This is a genomic window from Staphylococcus sp. HMSC14C01, from assembly GCF_001808085.1.
Classification (GTDB): domain Bacteria; phylum Bacillota; class Bacilli; order Staphylococcales; family Staphylococcaceae; genus Staphylococcus; species Staphylococcus hominis.
The window spans coordinates 118,630-137,947 of record NZ_KV792048.1 but is presented as its reverse complement, the minus strand read 5'-3'; the positions used below and the strand labels follow the sequence as shown (position 1 = coordinate 137,947).

Sequence of the window (19,318 nt, the reverse complement as noted above, 5' to 3'; positions counted from 1 at the left end):
TAAGCGAAACTTAGAGATTATCGCGCCAATCCACTAATGTTTGAATATCATTTTCTGAAATTTTGCCTTCTTCTTTAGCTACTTCAATAAGTTCATTATAATTACTTAGCGTATAGAATGGTAGATTCGCTTGTTTGAACATGTCGTCTGCTTTAGCTAGACCATAAGTAAAGATTGCAACTACACCTACGACTTCAGCCCCTGCTTCTCTTAAAGCTTCCACTGCAGTAATTGACGATCCCCCTGTTGAAATTAAATCTTCCACGACAACGACTTTTTTATTTTTACTTTGTGCGCCTTCAATTTGATTTTGTTTACCATGACTTTTACTTTTAGATCGTACATAGTTCATTGGTAAGTTTAGTTTTTCAGAAATATAAGCAGCATGTGGAATACCAGCAGTTGCTGTTCCTGAAATAACCTCTACATTATCAAAATGTTCTGTAATAAGTTCACTTAATCCATCACGAATGTCTTGACGTACTTTAGGGTAACCTAATGTAATACGATTATCACAATAAATAGGTGATTTTATGCCTGAACTCCATGTGAATAAGTCATTGGGTGATAAACTTACTGCTTCAATATCTAATAATGATTTTGCTATGTGTTTTGACATATTAACTTAACCAACTTTCCTTTATTTTTGTATAACTCTCTTGTGGATGCTCACTTTGAGTTATTGGACGACCCACTACAATGTGAGTTGAACCTAATTGTTTCGCGTCTTCTGGAGTTGTAATACGTTTTTGATCATTCACCGCTGCACCTTTAGGTCTGATACCAGGCGTCACCTTTAAAAAGTCAGAACCTAGAGACTTTGTCAGTAATTTAGCTTCTAATGGTGAACATACTACGCCATCTAATCCTGACTCCTGCGCTAATTTTGCATAATTCAACACTGCTTCTTCAATAGACGTTTGGATATTTTGTTCTTGATGTAGCATTTCTTCAGTCGTTGATGTTAATTGAGTCACTGCTATTATTTTAGTAGTTTCATTATATTTACGTAACCCTTTTACAGCATGTTTCATCATTTCAGTTCCACCAGCAGCATGCACGTTAACTAAATCAACATTTAACTTACCTAAACCCTCCATAGCTTTTTGAACTGTATTAGGAATATCGTGTAACTTAAGGTCTAAAAATATATCATGTCCACGTTCTTTTATTTTCTTAATTAAAGCTGGTCCAGTTTGATAATATAATTCCATTCCTACTTTTACAAAAAGTGGTTCATCAAATTGATCTAAAAAATCAAGAACATGATCCTCAGAATCAAAATCTAAAGCTATAATTGGTAAATCTCTCATTCATTAAACTCCTTTAAATAACTCACTTTTATTTTAAAAAGAAGCGACTTGTGCTTAAACATAAAGCAAGTTAACACATAAGTCGCTTATAATTACGGCATTACATATTTCTCATTGAAAATGTCATACTTTCAATGACATTTGTTAATGCACTTGCAGTATCTAATGAAGTTAAACATGGCACTCCGTTTTCTACAGTAGTACGTCGAATTTGGAAGCCATCTCTTTCAACTTCTTTACCTTTTGTCATTGTGTTAATAACAATTTGTACATCCCCATTTTGGATACGTGTTAATAAATCATCTTCTCCACCGATTTTACCAACAACTTCAACAGGGATATTGTGCGCTTCTAATTTTTGTGCAGTACCTTGTGTAGCTAAGATTTTATAACCTACTTCATTTAAACGGTGCGCAATATCAACGATTTCTTCTTTATCTTTATCACTTACTGTCATTAATACGGTACCATGATCTTTTACTTCTACACCACTACCTGTTAAACCTTTATATAAAGCTTTTTCAAGTGTTAAATCTTTACCCATCACTTCACCGGTAGATTTCATTTCAGGTCCAAGTGTCACGTCAACATTTTTTAATTTATTAAAACTAAATACCGGTGCTTTAACAAACACACCCTCTGAATATGGTTGAATACCTTGTTGATAGCCTAAATCTTTAAGCTTTGTACCCATTATTGCTTGCATGGCAAGTTGTGCCATTTGAATATCAGTAATTTTACTTAAGAAAGGCACTGTACGACTTGCACGTGGATTAACTTCTAATACATACACACCATCATGTGCAATAACGAATTGAATATTGATGAGACCCACAATGTTTAATCCTTTAGCTAATTTAATTGTATAATCTTCGAGAGTTTTTATTTCTTTATCGCTCAATGTTTGTGGTGGATACACTGCAATTGAATCACCGCTATGAACACCTGCACGTTCAATGTGCTCCATAATACCAGGAATAATAACTGTTTCACCATCAGAAATTGCATCGACTTCTATTTCTTTACCTGTTAAATATCTATCCACTAATACTGGATGTTCTGGACTTGCTTTAACAGCTTGTTCCATATAGTCTTCTAATTCTGCATCACTATTTACAATCTCCATGGCACGACCACCTAATACATAAGAAGGTCGTACAACTACTGGATAACCAATTTCGCGTGCATTTTCTAATGCTTCTTTAGGAGAAGTGGCTGTTTTACCTTTAGGTTGTGGCACATCAATTTTTCTTAAAAGTGCTTCAAATTCTTTTCTATCTTCTGCACGATTTAAATCTTCTAATGATGTTCCTAAGATTTTCACACCATGTTTAGCTAATTTATCAGCTAAATTGATTGCTGTTTGACCACCAAATTGAACTACTACACCTTTAGGTTGCTCTAAATTAATGATATTCATTACATCTTCTTCAGTTAGCGGTTCAAAATATAATTTATCTGAAATTGAAAAGTCTGTTGATACTGTCTCTGGATTATTATTAACAATGATTGCTTCATATCCGGCATTTTGAATTGCCCAAACTGCATGCACTGTCGCATAATCAAACTCTACACCTTGTCCGATACGTATTGGTCCAGAACCTAATACTAAAATTTTCTCTTTATCTGTAACTATAGATTCATTTTCTGTTTCATATGTTCCGTAATAGTATGGTGTAGATGATTCAAATTCTGCTGCACACGTGTCTACCATTTTATACACAGGTTTAATATCATTATCTTGACGTAATTGATATACTTCTTCTTCAGTCATATCAAAGCGATGAGCAATCACTTTATCACTGAAACCATAATCTTTTGCATATTTAAGATATTCTAAGTCTCCTGGATGCGCTTTAAGTTCATGTTCAATATGAATAATATTAAGGAATTTATTTAAGAAGAAATAATCAATTTTAGTCATTTCATGAATTTCTTGTAATGATGTGCCACGTCGAATCGCTTCACCAATAAAGAATAAACGCTCATCATCTTGATGACTAATACGTTCTTTAATGTAGTCTAAGTCATAACTTTCACCGTTTGGTAAACCAAGATGATGGACACCATATTCTAATGAACGAATCGCTTTTAATAATGATTCTTCATATGTACGACCAATAGCCATCACTTCACCAGTAGCCTTCATTTGTGTTCCTAATTCACGTTCACCTTTTTCGAATTTATCAAATGGGAAACGTGGAATTTTTGAAATGACATAATCAAGTGTTGGTTCAAACGCAGCATAAGATGTTCCAGTTATAGGATTTAGCATCTCATCTAATGTTAAACCAACCGCAATTTTAGCCGCTAATTTAGCAATTGGATAGCCTGTTGCTTTTGATGCTAGTGCAGATGAACGAGACACACGTGGATTAACTTCAATAATGTAATAATTTAATGAATATGGATCTAAAGCCAGCTGTACATTACAACCACCTTCAATACCTAAAGCACGAATCACTTTAAGCGATACATCACGTAACATTTGGTATTCAACATCTGATAGTGTCTGACTAGGAGCTACAACAACTGAATCTCCAGTATGGATACCTACTGGGTCAATATTTTCCATATTACATACTACAATGGCATTGTCATTTTTATCACGCATCACTTCATATTCAATTTCTTTATATCCTGCTATTGATTTTTCAATTAAACATTGAGTCGCTGGACTATAATGTAATCCATTACTTACAACTTCTTTTAATTCTTCATCATTATGACAGATACCACCACCAGTACCCCCCATTGTAAAGGCAGGACGTACAATTAATGGATATCCTACTTGTTCTTTGAATGCAAATGCTTGTTCTACAGTATTTACTATATCACTTTCAGGTACCGGAACATCTAATTCATTCATCAATGATCGGAATAATTCTCTATCTTCTGCTTGTTGTATAGATTCTAATTTTGTACCTAATAACTCTACATTATTTGCTTTTAATACACCGCTATCATGTAATTGTATTGCCATATTTAAACCTGTTTGTCCACCTAATGTAGGTAATAATGCATCAGGTTGTTCTTTACGAATGATACGTGCAATAAAGTCATGAGTTAAAGGTTCAATATATACTTTATCTGCAATTTCTTTATCAGTCATAATGGTTGCAGGATTTGAGTTTACTAAAATAACACGGTATCCTTCTTCTTTTAAAGCAAGACACGCTTGTGTTCCAGCATAGTCAAATTCTGCAGCTTGTCCAATAATAATAGGACCTGAACCAATTACTAAAATCGTTTTAATATCGTCACGTTTAGGCATTCGTTTTACTCTCCTTTTTATTATCTTTAAAATCTCTCATCATGTCTAAGAACTCATCAAATAAGTAATTTGAGTCACTTGGGCCTGGTCTTGCCTCTGGATGATATTGCACTGAAAAGGCTGGTAATGTTTTATGTCTTAATCCTTCAACCGTACCATCATTTAAAGCAATATGTGTCACTTCTAAATCTGTATTTTCTAATGAGTCTTTATCAATAGCATAACCGTGATTTTGACTTGTGATATCTACTTTACCTGTGCGTAAATCTTTTACAGGATGATTCGCACCACGATGTCCAAACTTCATCTTAAATGCTTTGGCACCTTGAGATAATGCAAATAACTGATGACCAAGACAAATGCCAAAGAATGGTATATTTCCTAAAACACCTTTAATCATATCTAAGGCAACATTAACTTCTTCTGGATCTCCAGGTCCATTTGAAAGCATGACACCATCTGGTGACATTGCTAATATTTCCTCTGCTGAAGTATCATAAGGTACTACAGTAACATTACATCCTCTTGAATTAAGCTCTCTAACAATATTTTGCTTTTTACCAAAGTCTAATAACACGACGCTTAAATCTGAGCCTGTTGATACATACGGTGTTTTTGTTGACACAGTAGTTACCTCATCACGAGGTAATTCTGCAGTTTTTAAGTTAGCTGCAAGTGATTCAATTTCCTCTTTATTGTCAGTAAATCCTGCTTTTAATACACCATATTTTCTAATTTTTCTAGTAATACTGCGTGTATCTACCCCTGAAATACCAGGAATTTGATATTGAACAAGCACTTCATGTAATGTTTTTTGTTTTCTAAAATTACTTGGATGCGTACTTGCTTCCTTAACCACTACCCCATTTAATGTAGGTGTAAGTGATTCAAAATCGTCTCTATTAATACCATAATTTCCAATTAAAGGATAAGTAAATGTAACAATTTGACCAGTATATGATGGATCAGAAATCGTTTCTTGATATCCAGTCATCGCTGTATTAAATACAATTTCACCGATTGATAATTGATCTGACCCTAATTTATATCCTTCATAATATGAACCATCTTCAAATACAAGATATCTACGTTCAAACATTTTACTTGTCCTCCTTAAATTTAACTTCACCCTCAACCATTGTTAAAACAGGGTTACCATATACTTTATATCCTATAAATGGTGTATTATCTGCTTTAGATAAGAAGTCTTCACCACGAATTTCTCTTTCTTCATCTAAATTGATGATTGTTAAGTCTGCATAGCTGCCTTCTTCTAATTTTCCATAAGGTAAATCAAATATTTGTGCTGGTTTAATTGTTAAGTAATCAACAAGTTGTTGTAATGACCAGTCTCCATTTTTAACAAAATGAGTATATAATAATGGGAAGGCTGTTTCACTTCCTACAATACCAAATGGTGCTTTTGTCATTGGCTGAGCTTTTTCTTCTTTGGCATGAGGCGCGTGATCTGTAGCAATACAATCAATGGTACCATCTAGTAATCCTTCTAATAATGCATCTCTATCTTCTTTACTTCTTAATGGTGGATTCATTTTAAAAATGGCATTATCACCTGGAACATCATCTTCAGTTAATAACAGATGATGTGGTGTCACTTCAGCAGTAACATGAATGCCTGCTGCTTTAGCATCACGAATTGCTCTTACACTTTCTTTTGTTGAAACGTGGCACACATGATAGTGACAATTTGCTGCTTCTGCTAATAAAACGTCTCGTGCAATTTGTACAGATTCACAAATGTTTGGAATGCCAGGAATACCTAATTCTTCACTACGTTTACCTTGATGCATTGCACCACCATAAATTAAGCTATTATCTTCACAATGAGCAACAACTGCTTTATTTAATTTTGCAGCTTGTTGCATCGCTTCATACATCATTGCTGACTCCTGAACACCTACACCATCATCTGTAAATGCAAATGCACCCTCTTTTGAAAGTGCTTCAAAATCAACATGCTCTTTACCAGCTTGACGAATTGTAATTGATGCATAAGGTAAGACACGGACTTGTGCATTTTCTTTAATTAATGATTGCAACTGATCCATGTGTTCTACTGTATCAGGTACAGGACGTGTATTAGGCATAGGACATACTGTTGTAAACCCGCCACGTGCAGCTGCTTTTGTTCCAGTTTCAATTGTTTCTTTATGTTCTCCACCTGGTTCTCTTAAATGTACATGCACATCTACTAGTCCTGGTGCTACAAACTGACCATTTGCATCAATGATTTCAGTACCTTCATCAATATTAATATTTTCATTCATTTCCTTGATATATTGTCCATCAATTAAAATTGACGTTGATTTAAGTTCACCATTGTCTAAAATTTTAGCATTTTTTATAAGTTTCATAATTATTCTCCTTTTCTTGATAAAAGTTTATCTATTACAGCCATTCTTAAATACATTCCATTTTCCATTTGTTTAAAGATTCTTGACTTAGGTGCTTCAACTAGTTCACTATCGATTTCTACGCCACGATTTACTGGAGCAGGATGCATCACTATCGCATCATCTTTTAAACGACGATACCTTTCTTTAGTTAACCCATATTGTTCATGATAATGATCAGCTTTAAAGTTTGCTTCATCAGTAATACCATGTCTTTCATGTTGAACTCTTAAAAGCATAATGATATCAACTTTATCAATCACATCATCAATATTTACATAGGGAGCATCTAATGTTTCATCTACCCATTCATTAGGACTTGAGAACATTACTTTAGCGCCAAGTGAGGTTAAACTTGTATAATTACTTCTTGCTACACGAGAATTTTTAATATCTCCACATATTAAAATATTTAATCCTTCAAACGTTTCGTATTCTTCATAAATCGTCATTATATCCAATAAGCTTTGAGTAGGATGCTGACCACTACCATCTCCAGCATTTGCAATCGGAATATTTAAATTTTCTAGTTCTTCGTAATATGCATTTTGAGGATGTCTAATGACTAATAAATTGACGCCAATACTCTCTAACGTTTTACAAGTGTCATAAAGTGATTCTCCTTTTTGTACTGAAGAAGTGCTTGTTTCAAAGTTAACTTGTTTCAATCCAAGATTAAGTTCAGCTACTTCAAAACTGCATTTTGTACGTGTTGAATTTTCAAAGAATAAGTTAGATACATATTTTCCTTCATACTGAGGGACAATTTCTTTTCCTGATTTAAAACGACTCGCTGTTTGAATAAGATTAAAAATATCGTCGTTTGTTAAATATTCCATTGAAAATAAATTTTTCATGACCTGCCTCCTAAAAGATCCTCTTTTATTTAATGTCTGATTCTTCTTTTTCTTTTGGCAAAATAAGATTTAATATGATTCCTGATAATGCTGCTAAAGCCATGCCTTCAATTTGTAGGTTCACACCAAGACTTTTTAAATTGATAAGTAAATTTCCAATACCAACTACTAGTACTACTGATGCAATAACTAAATTACGATTACTAGCAAAATCAACACGACTTTCTACCAACATTCTAAGTCCACTTGCTGCAATAATACCGAATAATAAGATAGATACACCACCCATAACTGGTGTAGGAATTGATGAAATTAATGCTGAGAACTTACCTATAAATGATAAGATAATTGCAATCACTGCTGCGCCACCAATGACATAGATACTATATATTTTTGTAATTGCGAGTACACCAATATTTTCGCCATAAGTTGTACTAGGCGGTCCTCCAATAATACTAGCGAACATTGTTGAAACACCATCACCTATAATTGAACGATGTAAACCTGGATTTTCAAAGAAATTACGTCCTACAATTTTATTAATTACCATTTGATGGCCAATATGTTCACTGACTGTTACAAATACTATAGGCAACATGACTAAAATAAGTCCGATATGTATCGATGGAACATAATCTTTAAATGGTAAATATATATCTGGAAAATCTAGCCAACTGGCTTTAGCAATTGGTTTGAAATTAACAATGCCTACAAAAATTGACACAATATAACCTACAATAATTCCTATTAACACAGGAATAAGAGAAAGGAAGCCTTTAAAGAATCCTTGAACAATAATAGTTACTAGTAAAGTTACTAATGCTACTAATAAATAGCTTAAATTGTAACCCTTCATATCTCCTGAATTCTCATACATTGCCATGTTTACTGCTGTTGGTGCGAGACTTAAACCAATGACCATAATAACTGGACCAACAACAACTGGTGGTAAAAGATGCATCAACCAACCGGTACCACTTAATTTTATGAAGATACCAATAACGATATACATTACGCCACTAGCGAATAATGCGACAAGCATATCTCCTAAACTGTGTGTACTTAACCCCGTAATAATTGGAGTAATAAATGCAAAGCTTGAACCTAAATAGGCAGGTATCTTTGCTTTAGTAATTAATATATATAGTAATGTTCCTATCCCAGATGCTAATAATGCTGCAGAAATAGGTAACCCTGTTAAAAATGGAACAAGGACAGTTGAACCAAACATTGCAAATAGATGTTGTAAGCTTAAAAACGCCCATTGTGCTGGTTTTGGTTTATCTTTTACATCTAGTACTGGTTTGACAGTACGTTTAAACATTTGCTCATTTTCCATGAAATGTTCTTCCTTTCTAAAAAAGTCTCTTTACACTATGGTAAAGAGACTAAAATAAATTAATGAAATATTATAAAAAGCTTCTTTAAGTTTTTTATAACATGACATAGGAAAAGTATTTAATTTAAGTGAGACATATCATCTATCCAATTAATAAATACATTACACGCTCACCATTAAATACTTTACCTTTTTCAGTCTCTCGTACTGGTTTAAAAGGTTAGTTATTCAATTACTACTGCATTTCTATCATCTATTTCTTCAAGATAAACAGATACTGCTTCATCTTTTGCAGTAGGTATATTCTTTCCAACAAAGTCTGCTCTAATTGGCAGTTCACGATGGCCACGATCCACAAGGGCAGCGAGGCCAATTTTTATAGGTCGAGAATGTAATAAAATTGCATCTAAAGATGCTCTAACTGTTCGTCCAGTATAAAGTACATCATCAATAATGATCACTATCTTATCTGTAACATCTTGATCAATTTCAATGGCATCTTTAGTGATAGGCTTTTTCGAGTTTTCAATATCATCTCTAAAATGAGTAATGTCAATCGTACCTGTTGGAACTACATGATGTTCAATTTGTTTAATTTTTTCTTGAATACGACGTGCTAAAAATTCGCCTCTTGTTTTAATACCTAAAAGAACAAGTTGTTCAGTTCCTTTATTATATTCTAGAATTTCATGTGCTATACGTGTAACAGTACGTTGTATAGCTGCTTCGTCCATAATAATACGTTCTGACATGATTACACCTCTTAAAAGAAAAAACCTCATGCCTTTTACAAAGACATGAGGTTTAATGTATATAAAAATATTTTATATGATTCGTCTGATAACAATCGAACAATTAAAGTTAATCATATTTATATCATTAGTCACCCTGTCTTTTGAGCCTCTCTGGACTCTTTTTAAAAGACACTGTTTTGTTTAATTTTAACTGTTATTAGCTTAAATCTTTTTAGTTCATAAGTCAATATGCTTTCTTTTAATTTACGACTTTGTTCTCTAATTTTATGATTCTCTTAATCGAATATCTTCTAATAGCGATTGAAACTCTTGAGGTAACTCAGCATGACGTTCAATATATTCATGAGTGACAGGATGTTCAAAACCAATAACTCCAGCATGTAAAGCTTGTCCACCAATATCTAATGTTTTTCTAGGACCATATTTAGGATCTCCAACAAGTGGGAACCCAATATATTTCATATGAACACGAATTTGATGAGTACGACCTGTTTCTAATTGACATTCAATTAATGTATAGTCATTGAAATGTTCTATTACATTAAAATGAGTCACTGCTTCTTTTCCATCATCAACAACATCCATAGATTGACGGTCTTTTTTGTTTCTGCCTATTGGAGCATCAATTGTTCCATAATCATGAGGGATATTACCATGTACTAAAGCTGTATACTTACGCTTTACTGTTTTATCCATAAGTTGTTCTACTAGACCACGATGTGCTATATCATTTTTAGCTACCATAAGTAAACCAGACGTATCTTTATCAATACGATGAACAATACCAGGACGTATCTCTCCATTGATACCTGATAAATCTTTAATTTGATACATTAACCCATTAACTAATGTACCTGTATAATGACCTGGTGAAGGGTGTACAACCATGCCTTTAGGTTTATAAACAATGGCTACATCTTCATCTTCATAATAAATATCTAAATTGAGGTTCTCCGGTAAAATATCGGCTTCAACCACTTCTTTTTCAGTCACTTGAATCTCATCATTTAATTTAACTTTATAATTTGATTTGATTATTTTACCATTAACAGTGACTAAATCATTTTTAATCCAATCTTGAAGTTGACTTCTAGACCACTCACTATTGAAATCAGATAATAATTTATCAATACGCTGACCTACGAGTGCTTCATCTTCTATTTTATATTCATACGTTTCCACTACGTGCCCTCCTATTCTTTTTTAGTTGCATCCTTAACCAATGCAATAATGACAAAAATAACACCAATTGTTAAGCTTGAATCTGCGATATTAAAAATTGGAAAATCATATCCAAAAATATTTGTATCAATGAAATCAACAACTTCACCATTGAATAAACGATCGATAAAGTTACCTAATGCACCAGCAAATAATAAGCTAATTGCAACTTGCATAAACGCATTATATTTAGTTTCTTTAATATAAAATATAATAAGTACAGCTAAAATAATAAGAGTAATAATATAGAAAAATCCCATTTTACCACTTAAAATCCCCCATGCTGCACCATTATTTCTATGTGATGTAATATTTAAAAAATGAGGAATCACTTCATAAGAATCACCAATGTTCATGATTGCTGTAATTATTTTTTTAGTTAATTGGTCTATAATTAAAATCACGATGGCTACTATTAAAGATAAACCAATATAATATTTCTTTTTCATTCATGTGCCTCCATTCAGCCCTCAACTCTTTGACAACACTCTACATTATAGCCTACTACTTAGTATAAAAAAAGCTACAATCTTCTATGTCATATTTGTGTTACTTTTAGGATGAATATAATTAAATTGATTGACTTGATCAACATCTACAAAACGTGTTGTAATTTCGTAAGGTTTTCTGAAATTCATATCAGAGACTATTAAAGAGCCATCATTATTGACTTGTTCTACATAAGCAACATGTCCATGTTTTCCTTTTGGATAATGTAAAATAGAACCCTTAGTTGGATTTTCATTGACTGTATACCCTTGTTTCTTAGCCTTATTTGCCCAATGTTTAGCGTCACCCCATTGGTTACTTATTAAATGATGGTCTTCTTTTACTCGATCAAATACATAGTAAGTACATTGACCTTTAGCGTATGTGTTATATTTCATAGGATTTTTTTCCCAAAAATGAATTGTAGGTTCAGTCATATCTTGATTGTCTAGACCATCAAAAACTGCACCGGCCGTAAATATCATGCACACAAACACCATTAAAAAAATCCATTTTTTCATTTCATCACTCTACCTCTATAAAATTAAATCTAAACTGGATACCATCTGGACCTTTTATATTGATATGATGTGTTTCTGGATAATGAAAGTCAACGATAGATAAACCATAAGTATGTTCATTATCTATTCGCTTTATTTTTGAATTCCATTGATTCATTGAAAGATGACAATAATATTGTTCAGAAGCTAAATAAAACGATTCATCATCTAAATATGCAGAAGGTACTAGTCCAAAATGGTTTAAATAATACTCTCTTACTTCATTTAATCGAATGGTTTTTAAACTAATATTCCCAATTTTACTATCATTAGGTAAACCTTGCCATCCGATGGTGGATGCATATGGTAATAATGAAGAAACATCGAGCGGCTTAATATTGAGTCTAATCCATTCACTTTCTTGTTTCCAATCAGAAATCGCTTTATCAACATAAAATTTAAACATATGACCTTCTGGATCTTCGACAAAAATAAATGTACATACATTTTGTTCTCCACCATTAATTGGTAACTCATAATCATTTAACTTTTCAATTAGATCTGCCAGATGTTGTTTATTGGATAATTGAATTCCTATATAAAATAAACCAGCTTCTTGAGATAAAGGATTTCGTCCAGACTTTATCTCTCTTAAAGTAATATAATGGTGACTGTCTCCAACTTGATATTTGACAGCGGTTAATGTCTCTTCCACTTTTTTAAACCCTAATAATTCTTCATAGAACGGTTGTAAAGTACGTAAATCTCTTACATTTAAAGTGATACCATTAATAAAATGTGCATCATTATCATGAAACATAGGACACCTCCTAAATTTTAAAATCTCTCTTTCAATTTAAAAAAGCTATGATTAATGATTATTCTATAATAAAATATTTAAAATTTTATCAGTCTTAATGCGTAATATTCAACTATTTAGACTAAAAAAGCTTTCGATAGAGAGAACTTCATTGCGTTTCCATCGAAAACTTTTAAATATATATAAAGTACATTATTTTTTAGCTAAAACTTTATTGTAGATTCTTGTACCAACACATGCACCAAACATTACACCAGTAGTCATAGCAAGATTAGTAAAAATTTTATTAACGAAATCTTGTTTATCTTTTTCATAACTAGCTAAATGATTCATATACTGTTTGAATACACCCATCACAAACTTATGTGCAATGGCTTGAGTAAACTTATAAACTCCCCATGGTAATGTTGGTTCATATCCTTGCAACGCTGCAATACCTTCGTTGGTATCTAATATACGTCTAAATTCAAATCGTGCATTACTACTGTCTTTAACCATAGCTAAATCTCCACCAACAATTTTATACACACTCATTTCATTAATAGAATCATGATTATCTCTTTTCATTTTTAAAATACATTTCCTTATTAATGGTAATTGAATATTAAATTCATGCTCATTAATGGTACCATTTACTAAATGGAGCGTGATATTATTAATAAATTCTGCATATTCTCTTGTTACATCCTGTATCGAATAACTTTCCGGAATTCTAAAACGCGTCATTGCTCTAACATCTTTAACTTCATCTCTCTTATTTTGATTTGATTTAGATTTAGATTGTTTTGTAGTTATTATTTGTTGTTCATCTTGTTTTTCTTTAAGTGCTTTTTTCACATTTTCTTTACCATTCATTTTCTCTTTAATCCAACATCGACTTAACCGAATAAGGATGGTTGGTAAGTGCAATATAAACAAACGTTTATCAAGAGTAGTCGCTATACGTTCAAATAATTCTTGATAATTCATTACCTTAGGCCTTGTAATATTAAATACTTCATTTTCTTTAGGAGAACGTTCGACTAACATAGCTAATTTATCAATAACATCATCCATAGATACTGGCGCAATCATATTGTAAGCCCAGTTCGGTAGAATCATTGCTGACAAACGCTCTATCATTCTTTTAAAAATAGGATATGAACTACCGTTTGAATCTATAATTAACCCAGCACGTAATGTGCTTACAGGGACACCATAATATCTTAATATTTTTTCACATTCTAACCGACTTTTTAAGTGAAGTGACAAATGACTATCATTCGTGATAATACCACTCATAAATATAATGTGTTTGACCCCATGTTTTTTCGCTACGCGCCCAACATTATCAGCTAGTAGTGCATCCATATCTTCAAAATTAGCCTGTGTAAGTTTAGCACTTGTCTTCATTGAATGACCAAGATAAATCGCAGTATCTATACCTTTCATTACTTCAGTTATAGCATCTAAATCAAATAAATCTGCTGATTTCCAAGTTACATTTTTTTCATTTTTTTTATTTTGAGCATTTCTTGATATTGCGATAATCTCATGATTAACTTTTAATTTATCTTTTAAGTGACTACCAATATATCCAGAAGCCTCTGTTAGTAAAATCTTACCCATCATTTTATCTCTCTTCCTATATTACTTACGAGAAACATTCTATCACTTATTATTTGATATAACCTCATCCGTTTTTATCTAAACTTGACACTCTATTCAGATATATTTTCAAATTATTATTATTTAATATTTATATACTTTATAAAAAAACGCTCGTAACCCTTAATTAGGTTACAAGCGTTCTATCTCTATTGAATTAAACTAAAGTTTTTACGACTTCTTGACAACGTGGACATAAATGATCAAGTTCACCAACAGATCCTAATGTTTCACTATAATTCCAACATCTTTCACATTTTTCACCTGAAGCATGTTCAATACGAATGTCACCATGTTGGTATTCATTTCCATTGTCTACTTTTTCAGTCACTTCAACTTGAGAGGCGATAAATAATTGTTGTAAGTCATTAAATTGTTGTAAAAATTCTGCAGCTTTAAAGTGATCATTGTTTCCAATCACTACTTTAGCTTCAAGAGATTTACCGATAACTTTTTCATTACGTGCTGCTTCTAATGCACGGTTTACATCATCACGTAATGACATAAATTGATTCCATTTATCTAATAATTCTTGATCAACGTCAACAACTTTTGGCATATCTGCTAAGTGAACACTTTCTTCTTTAACATGTGGTGTATGAGACCATACTTCTTCGGCAGTATGTACTAAAATAGGAGCAAGTAATTTAGTCATATCTACTAAAATTTGGTACAACACTGTTTGCATACTACGACGTTTATGTGCGTCTTTTTGTTCAATATAAAGAATATCTTTACCATAATCTAAATAGAAGTTACTTAATTCAACATTGATAAAGTTTTGAACTTCTTGATAAATATTTAAGTAATCAAAGTTATCATAGTGATTAATAGTACTAGCAGTGAATTCACGTAAGCGATTCAATAAGTAACGATCTACTTCTAATAATTCATGTTCAGGTACACTGTCTGTTTCAGGATTAAAGTCATTAATATTACCTAACATAAATCTTAAAGTATTTCTGATTTTTCTATAAACATCAGACGTTTGTTTTAAAATTTCATCTGAAATACGTACATCTGCTAAGTAGTCTGTACTACTTACCCATAATCGTGCAATATCTGCACCTTTTTGTTTTACTACTTGATTAGGAACGATAACGTTACCTAAAGATTTACTCATTTTTTTACCTTCGCCATCCATTACGAAACCATGTGACAATAAGAATTTATAAGGTGCTTGTCCTCTAGTCGCAACTGCTGTAGTAATTGAAGAGTTAAACCAACCACGATATTGGTCACTACCTTCAAAATATAAATCGGATGGGAAATGCAATTCTGGACGAGTTTCTAACACGCCTCTATGAGATGAACCAGAGTCAAACCAAACATCCATAATATCTGTTTCTTTAGTAAATTCTCCATTAGGGCTTCCAGGATGTGTGAATCCTTCTGGTAATAAATCTTTAGCTTCTCTTTCAAACCAAACATTTGAGCCATATTCTTCAAATAAATCAGCTACATGATTGACTGTTTCTTTTGTCATAATAATATCGCCATTTTCAGCGTAAAATACAGGCAATGGTACACCCCATACACGTTGACGAGAAATCACCCATTCACCACGGTCACGAATCATATTATAAATACGTGTTTTACCCCAATCCACTTTAAAATCAGTCTCTTCAATCGCATCTAAGATATCTTGTCTCACTTTATTAATTGAAGCAAACCATTGAGGTGTTGCACGGAAAATAACTGGTTTTTTAGTACGCCAATCATGCGGATAACTATGCGTAATAAAGTCTAATTTTAATAAGGCACCTTTATCAGTTAAAAGGTCTGTTACAGCTTTATTTGCTTTATCATAGAACATACCTTCAAATTGTCCGCCTTCCTCTGTGAAGACACCTTTATCATCCAAAGGACTGATGACAGGTAAATCGTATTTTTGACCTACAATATAGTCATCTTCCCCGTGACCAGGGGCAGTGTGTACACAACCAGTACCAGCATCAGTTGTTACATGACCACCATTAATGACTAATGACACTCGATCTAAGAAAGGATGTTGTGCTTCAACATACTCTAATTCTTTCCCTGTAAATTCTTTTTCCAATTGAATAGTATCTTTATCCCAGCCTAATGCTTCAGAAACACTTTCAGCTAAAGCTTCAGCAATCACGTATTTCTTACCATTTACATTATATTGACCATATTTCAAATCTGGATGAACTGTAATTGCTACGTTAGAAGGTAATGTCCAAGGTGTAGTTGTCCAGATAATAAATTGAGCATCCTCATCGATAGTACCTTTTGAATCTTTAACATCAAAGGCTACATAAATAGATGCTGAACGTTTATCGTGATATTCAATTTCAGCTTCAGCAAGTGAAGATTCACTTGATGGTGACCAATAAACAGGTTTTTTACCTTTATAAATTAATCCTTTATCAGCCATTTCACCGAACAAACGAATTTGAGCTGCTTCATATTCAGGTTTAAGAGTAATATAAGGATTATTAAAGTCCCCACGTACACCTAAACGTTTAAAATCTTGTTTTTGAAGTTCAACTTGTTCTAAAGCAAATTCTTTACATTTTTCTCTAAACTCAGCAATTGACATTTTTTTGCGATCAACGCCTTTTTTAGTCAATGCTTGTTCAATTGGTAAACCATGTGTATCCCATCCTGGAACGTAAGGTGAGTAAAATCCTTGCATCGTTTTATAACGTACAATAATATCTTTAATAATTTTATTTAATGCATGTCCCATGTGAAGATTACCATTTGCATAAGGTGGGCCATCATGCAAAATAAATGATTGATTTCCTTCATTTTTCTCTAAAGCTTTTTGATAATGATTATTTGCTTCCCATTGCTCTTGAATTTTTGGCTCTTTATTAGGTAAACCTCCTCGCATTGGAAAGTCGGTTTTTGGCATTAATAACGTTTCTTTGTAATTCATATTTTCCACTCCTTAAATATAAAAAGAACTCTAAGTTCAATTAATAGGGACGGGAAATCCGCGGTACCACCCTTCTTAACTCAACTTAGAGTTCTCTTCTTAATATTATAAAATTTTAATATGTCAGTGATATAAAAAATAGACTTATATTAGGCTTGCACCGTCTCCTAACTCGCTGTGAAAAGTTTATTATTTTTTACGTGTTTGACATTTTATTAACTATTTATTTGATGATGATTCGCTACTTGAAACATCCTTATTTTCAGATGTAGACTTACTTGTATTAGTTGTTTCATTAGAATTGATTGACTGATTTTCCTCATTTGATACTGTCTCAGTTGTTTCACTCGTTGGAGTTTCATTATTCGCATTTGGATTTACATCTTGTGGATTTAAATGCTGTATATTTTCTTGTGTCACTTGTTCTGCATCAAAATCATAATTTAATAAGTAATCCCAATCATCATTTTTCAATAAATCCAGCTGTGCTTCTACAAGCATACGAAATCTTGATCTAAATATTTTAGATTGACGTTTCATATCTTCAGTTTGGAAAGATAAATGACGTGCTTTTTCAATAGCATCATTTACAATCACATCAGCTTGCGCTTTTGCTTTAGAGATAATTGCTTCTGATTCTTTTGTGGCAGCAATTTTTGTTTGTTCTCCAGCTTGTTGAGCTTGAATAAGCGCATCACTTACTGATTGATGAACATCTTGATAAGATTTAATATTAGTATCTCTCTCTTCAAGCACTTTTTCAAGTTGTTTTTTTTCTTCTTTAAGTCTTTCAATCTCATTACTTAATTGAGTTAAAAAGTCGCTAACTTCAGCAGGCTCCAAACCATTTTTCACTCTTGTAAATTCCTTATTTCTTATTTCATTAGGTGTAAAAGCCATCTGTTATCCTCCTTAAAACAAACCATCATAAAGGTGTTTTTATTATTTATCAATCAATATCATTTACTTAAATAGTGTTTGATACGTTATATGAACTTTTTCTTTTTTAGTTTTGCCACCTATATCAATAATTCGAGCACGTCCAAATCCTTGAATAGAGAGCAAATCATTGTTTTGAAGTTGAAAATCGGGAGAATCGATTAAAGTATGATTCACTTTTACCCGTTTTTTTTCAATTAATTGTTTAGCAATTGATCTAGATTTTCGAATCATTTCTTTTAAAACGACATCTAATCTTAAAGCACTGACTGTACTATGATGAATATTCCAATTCTCTTTTGATTGTATCATATCTTTAAATGGAATAGAATCAAGTTTGACTGTAGCACCTTTAATCTTTGTTAATTCCATCATAATATATGATTCCAATTGCTTTGTCAAAACAAACTGAATCGTATCACCAACAAGTATATCTCCTACTTGTTCTCTTTCTATACCTAAAGACATTAAAGTTCCAAGTACATGTTGATGTTGAATAGACACAAATTTCTCAGGATAATTAATTTGGATTAATACTTCTTCAAAATCACCTTCAGTAGGTTCAAAATAACTAGGCGCAATAATTGCTCTCTTTCTTTCTGCCGATTGACCACCGAAATAGCTCACTTTCATATCTTCAAAACTACCGACGATGACTTCTAATATATATTGTCCTCTAGGATCTAAAAATGAAGTCAATACAGGTGCATATTGTTGATTAACTTGTTCACATTTATCTAATAATTGATCAATAAGTGGTTGTTCTTCATTTCTAAAGTGCTGATAAATATCGATGATTAACGCCTCCTCTTTTAAGTGTTAAAGAGCCTGAGACATTATGC

The 19,318-nt window shown here is 32.5% G+C and carries 16 protein-coding genes; all 16 read right to left on the bottom strand.

Features of this window, described 5'->3' with window-relative positions:
- Positions 1-10 precede the first annotated feature (10 nt).
- On the bottom strand, positions 11-619 hold the full coding sequence (gene pyrE / locus HMPREF3131_RS08945) for an orotate phosphoribosyltransferase (RefSeq protein WP_017174562.1): 609 nt from the start codon (positions 617-619) through the stop codon (positions 11-13).
- 1 nt (position 620) lies between these two features.
- Entirely contained in the window at positions 621-1,313 is a 693-nt protein-coding gene (gene pyrF / locus HMPREF3131_RS08940; protein WP_017174561.1) for an orotidine-5'-phosphate decarboxylase, read from the bottom strand.
- A 100-nt stretch (positions 1,314-1,413) separates the two neighbouring features.
- The gene (gene carB, locus HMPREF3131_RS08935) at positions 1,414-4,587 is read right to left on the bottom strand and encodes a carbamoyl-phosphate synthase large subunit (protein ID WP_048762369.1); all 3,174 of its coding nucleotides are present in this window, start codon (positions 4,585-4,587) and stop codon (positions 1,414-1,416) included.
- Complete coding sequence (locus tag HMPREF3131_RS08930) at positions 4,580-5,686, bottom strand: carbamoyl phosphate synthase small subunit (RefSeq protein WP_017174559.1); 1,107 nt, start codon at positions 5,684-5,686, stop codon at positions 4,580-4,582. The genes carB and HMPREF3131_RS08930 overlap by 8 nt, the downstream gene beginning before the upstream one ends.
- Position 5,687: 1 nt before the next feature.
- The gene (locus tag HMPREF3131_RS08925) at positions 5,688-6,962 is read right to left on the bottom strand and encodes a dihydroorotase (protein ID WP_070436691.1); all 1,275 of its coding nucleotides are present in this window, start codon (positions 6,960-6,962) and stop codon (positions 5,688-5,690) included.
- A 2-nt stretch (positions 6,963-6,964) separates the two neighbouring features.
- On the bottom strand, positions 6,965-7,858 hold the full coding sequence (locus tag HMPREF3131_RS08920; RefSeq protein ID WP_017174557.1) for an aspartate carbamoyltransferase catalytic subunit: 894 nt from the start codon (positions 7,856-7,858) through the stop codon (positions 6,965-6,967).
- A 25-nt stretch (positions 7,859-7,883) separates the two neighbouring features.
- Positions 7,884-9,197, bottom strand: a complete 1,314-nt coding sequence (locus HMPREF3131_RS08915; RefSeq protein ID WP_048680024.1) for a uracil-xanthine permease family protein — start codon at positions 9,195-9,197, stop codon at positions 7,884-7,886.
- A gap of 224 nt (positions 9,198-9,421) precedes the next feature.
- A complete protein-coding gene (pyrR, locus tag HMPREF3131_RS08910) occupies positions 9,422-9,949 on the bottom strand; it encodes a bifunctional pyr operon transcriptional regulator/uracil phosphoribosyltransferase PyrR (protein ID WP_017174555.1) in 528 nt (175 codons plus the stop codon).
- A 267-nt stretch (positions 9,950-10,216) separates the two neighbouring features.
- Positions 10,217-11,134: an RluA family pseudouridine synthase gene (locus HMPREF3131_RS08905; RefSeq protein WP_017174554.1), complete on the bottom strand. Its 918-nt coding sequence runs from the start codon at positions 11,132-11,134 to the stop codon at positions 10,217-10,219.
- Between the two features lie 11 nt (positions 11,135-11,145).
- Positions 11,146-11,622, bottom strand: a complete 477-nt coding sequence (gene lspA, locus HMPREF3131_RS08900) for a signal peptidase II (protein ID WP_048762366.1) — start codon at positions 11,620-11,622, stop codon at positions 11,146-11,148.
- 84 nt (positions 11,623-11,706) lie between these two features.
- Positions 11,707-12,183: a CHAP domain-containing protein gene (locus HMPREF3131_RS08895; RefSeq protein ID WP_070436689.1), complete on the bottom strand. Its 477-nt coding sequence runs from the start codon at positions 12,181-12,183 to the stop codon at positions 11,707-11,709.
- Positions 12,184-12,187: 4 nt separating this feature from the next.
- Complete coding sequence (locus HMPREF3131_RS08890) at positions 12,188-12,982, bottom strand: VOC family protein (protein WP_017174552.1); 795 nt, start codon at positions 12,980-12,982, stop codon at positions 12,188-12,190.
- A gap of 192 nt (positions 12,983-13,174) precedes the next feature.
- Positions 13,175-14,590 (bottom strand): NAD(P)H-binding protein, encoded by a 1,416-nt coding sequence (locus tag HMPREF3131_RS08885; protein WP_070436746.1) that lies wholly within the window; start codon positions 14,588-14,590, stop codon positions 13,175-13,177.
- 196 nt (positions 14,591-14,786) lie between these two features.
- A complete protein-coding gene (ileS, locus tag HMPREF3131_RS08880; RefSeq protein WP_070436687.1) occupies positions 14,787-17,537 on the bottom strand; it encodes an isoleucine--tRNA ligase in 2,751 nt (916 codons plus the stop codon).
- Between the two features lie 219 nt (positions 17,538-17,756).
- Positions 17,757-18,437 carry a DivIVA domain-containing protein gene (locus tag HMPREF3131_RS08875; RefSeq protein WP_049382509.1) on the bottom strand — a complete coding sequence of 227 codons (681 nt, stop codon included), beginning with the start codon at positions 18,435-18,437 and terminating at the stop codon, positions 17,757-17,759.
- Positions 18,438-18,500: 63 nt separating this feature from the next.
- A complete protein-coding gene (locus HMPREF3131_RS08870; RefSeq protein WP_029376746.1) occupies positions 18,501-19,274 on the bottom strand; it encodes a YlmH family RNA-binding protein in 774 nt (257 codons plus the stop codon).
- Positions 19,275-19,318 lie beyond the last annotated feature (44 nt).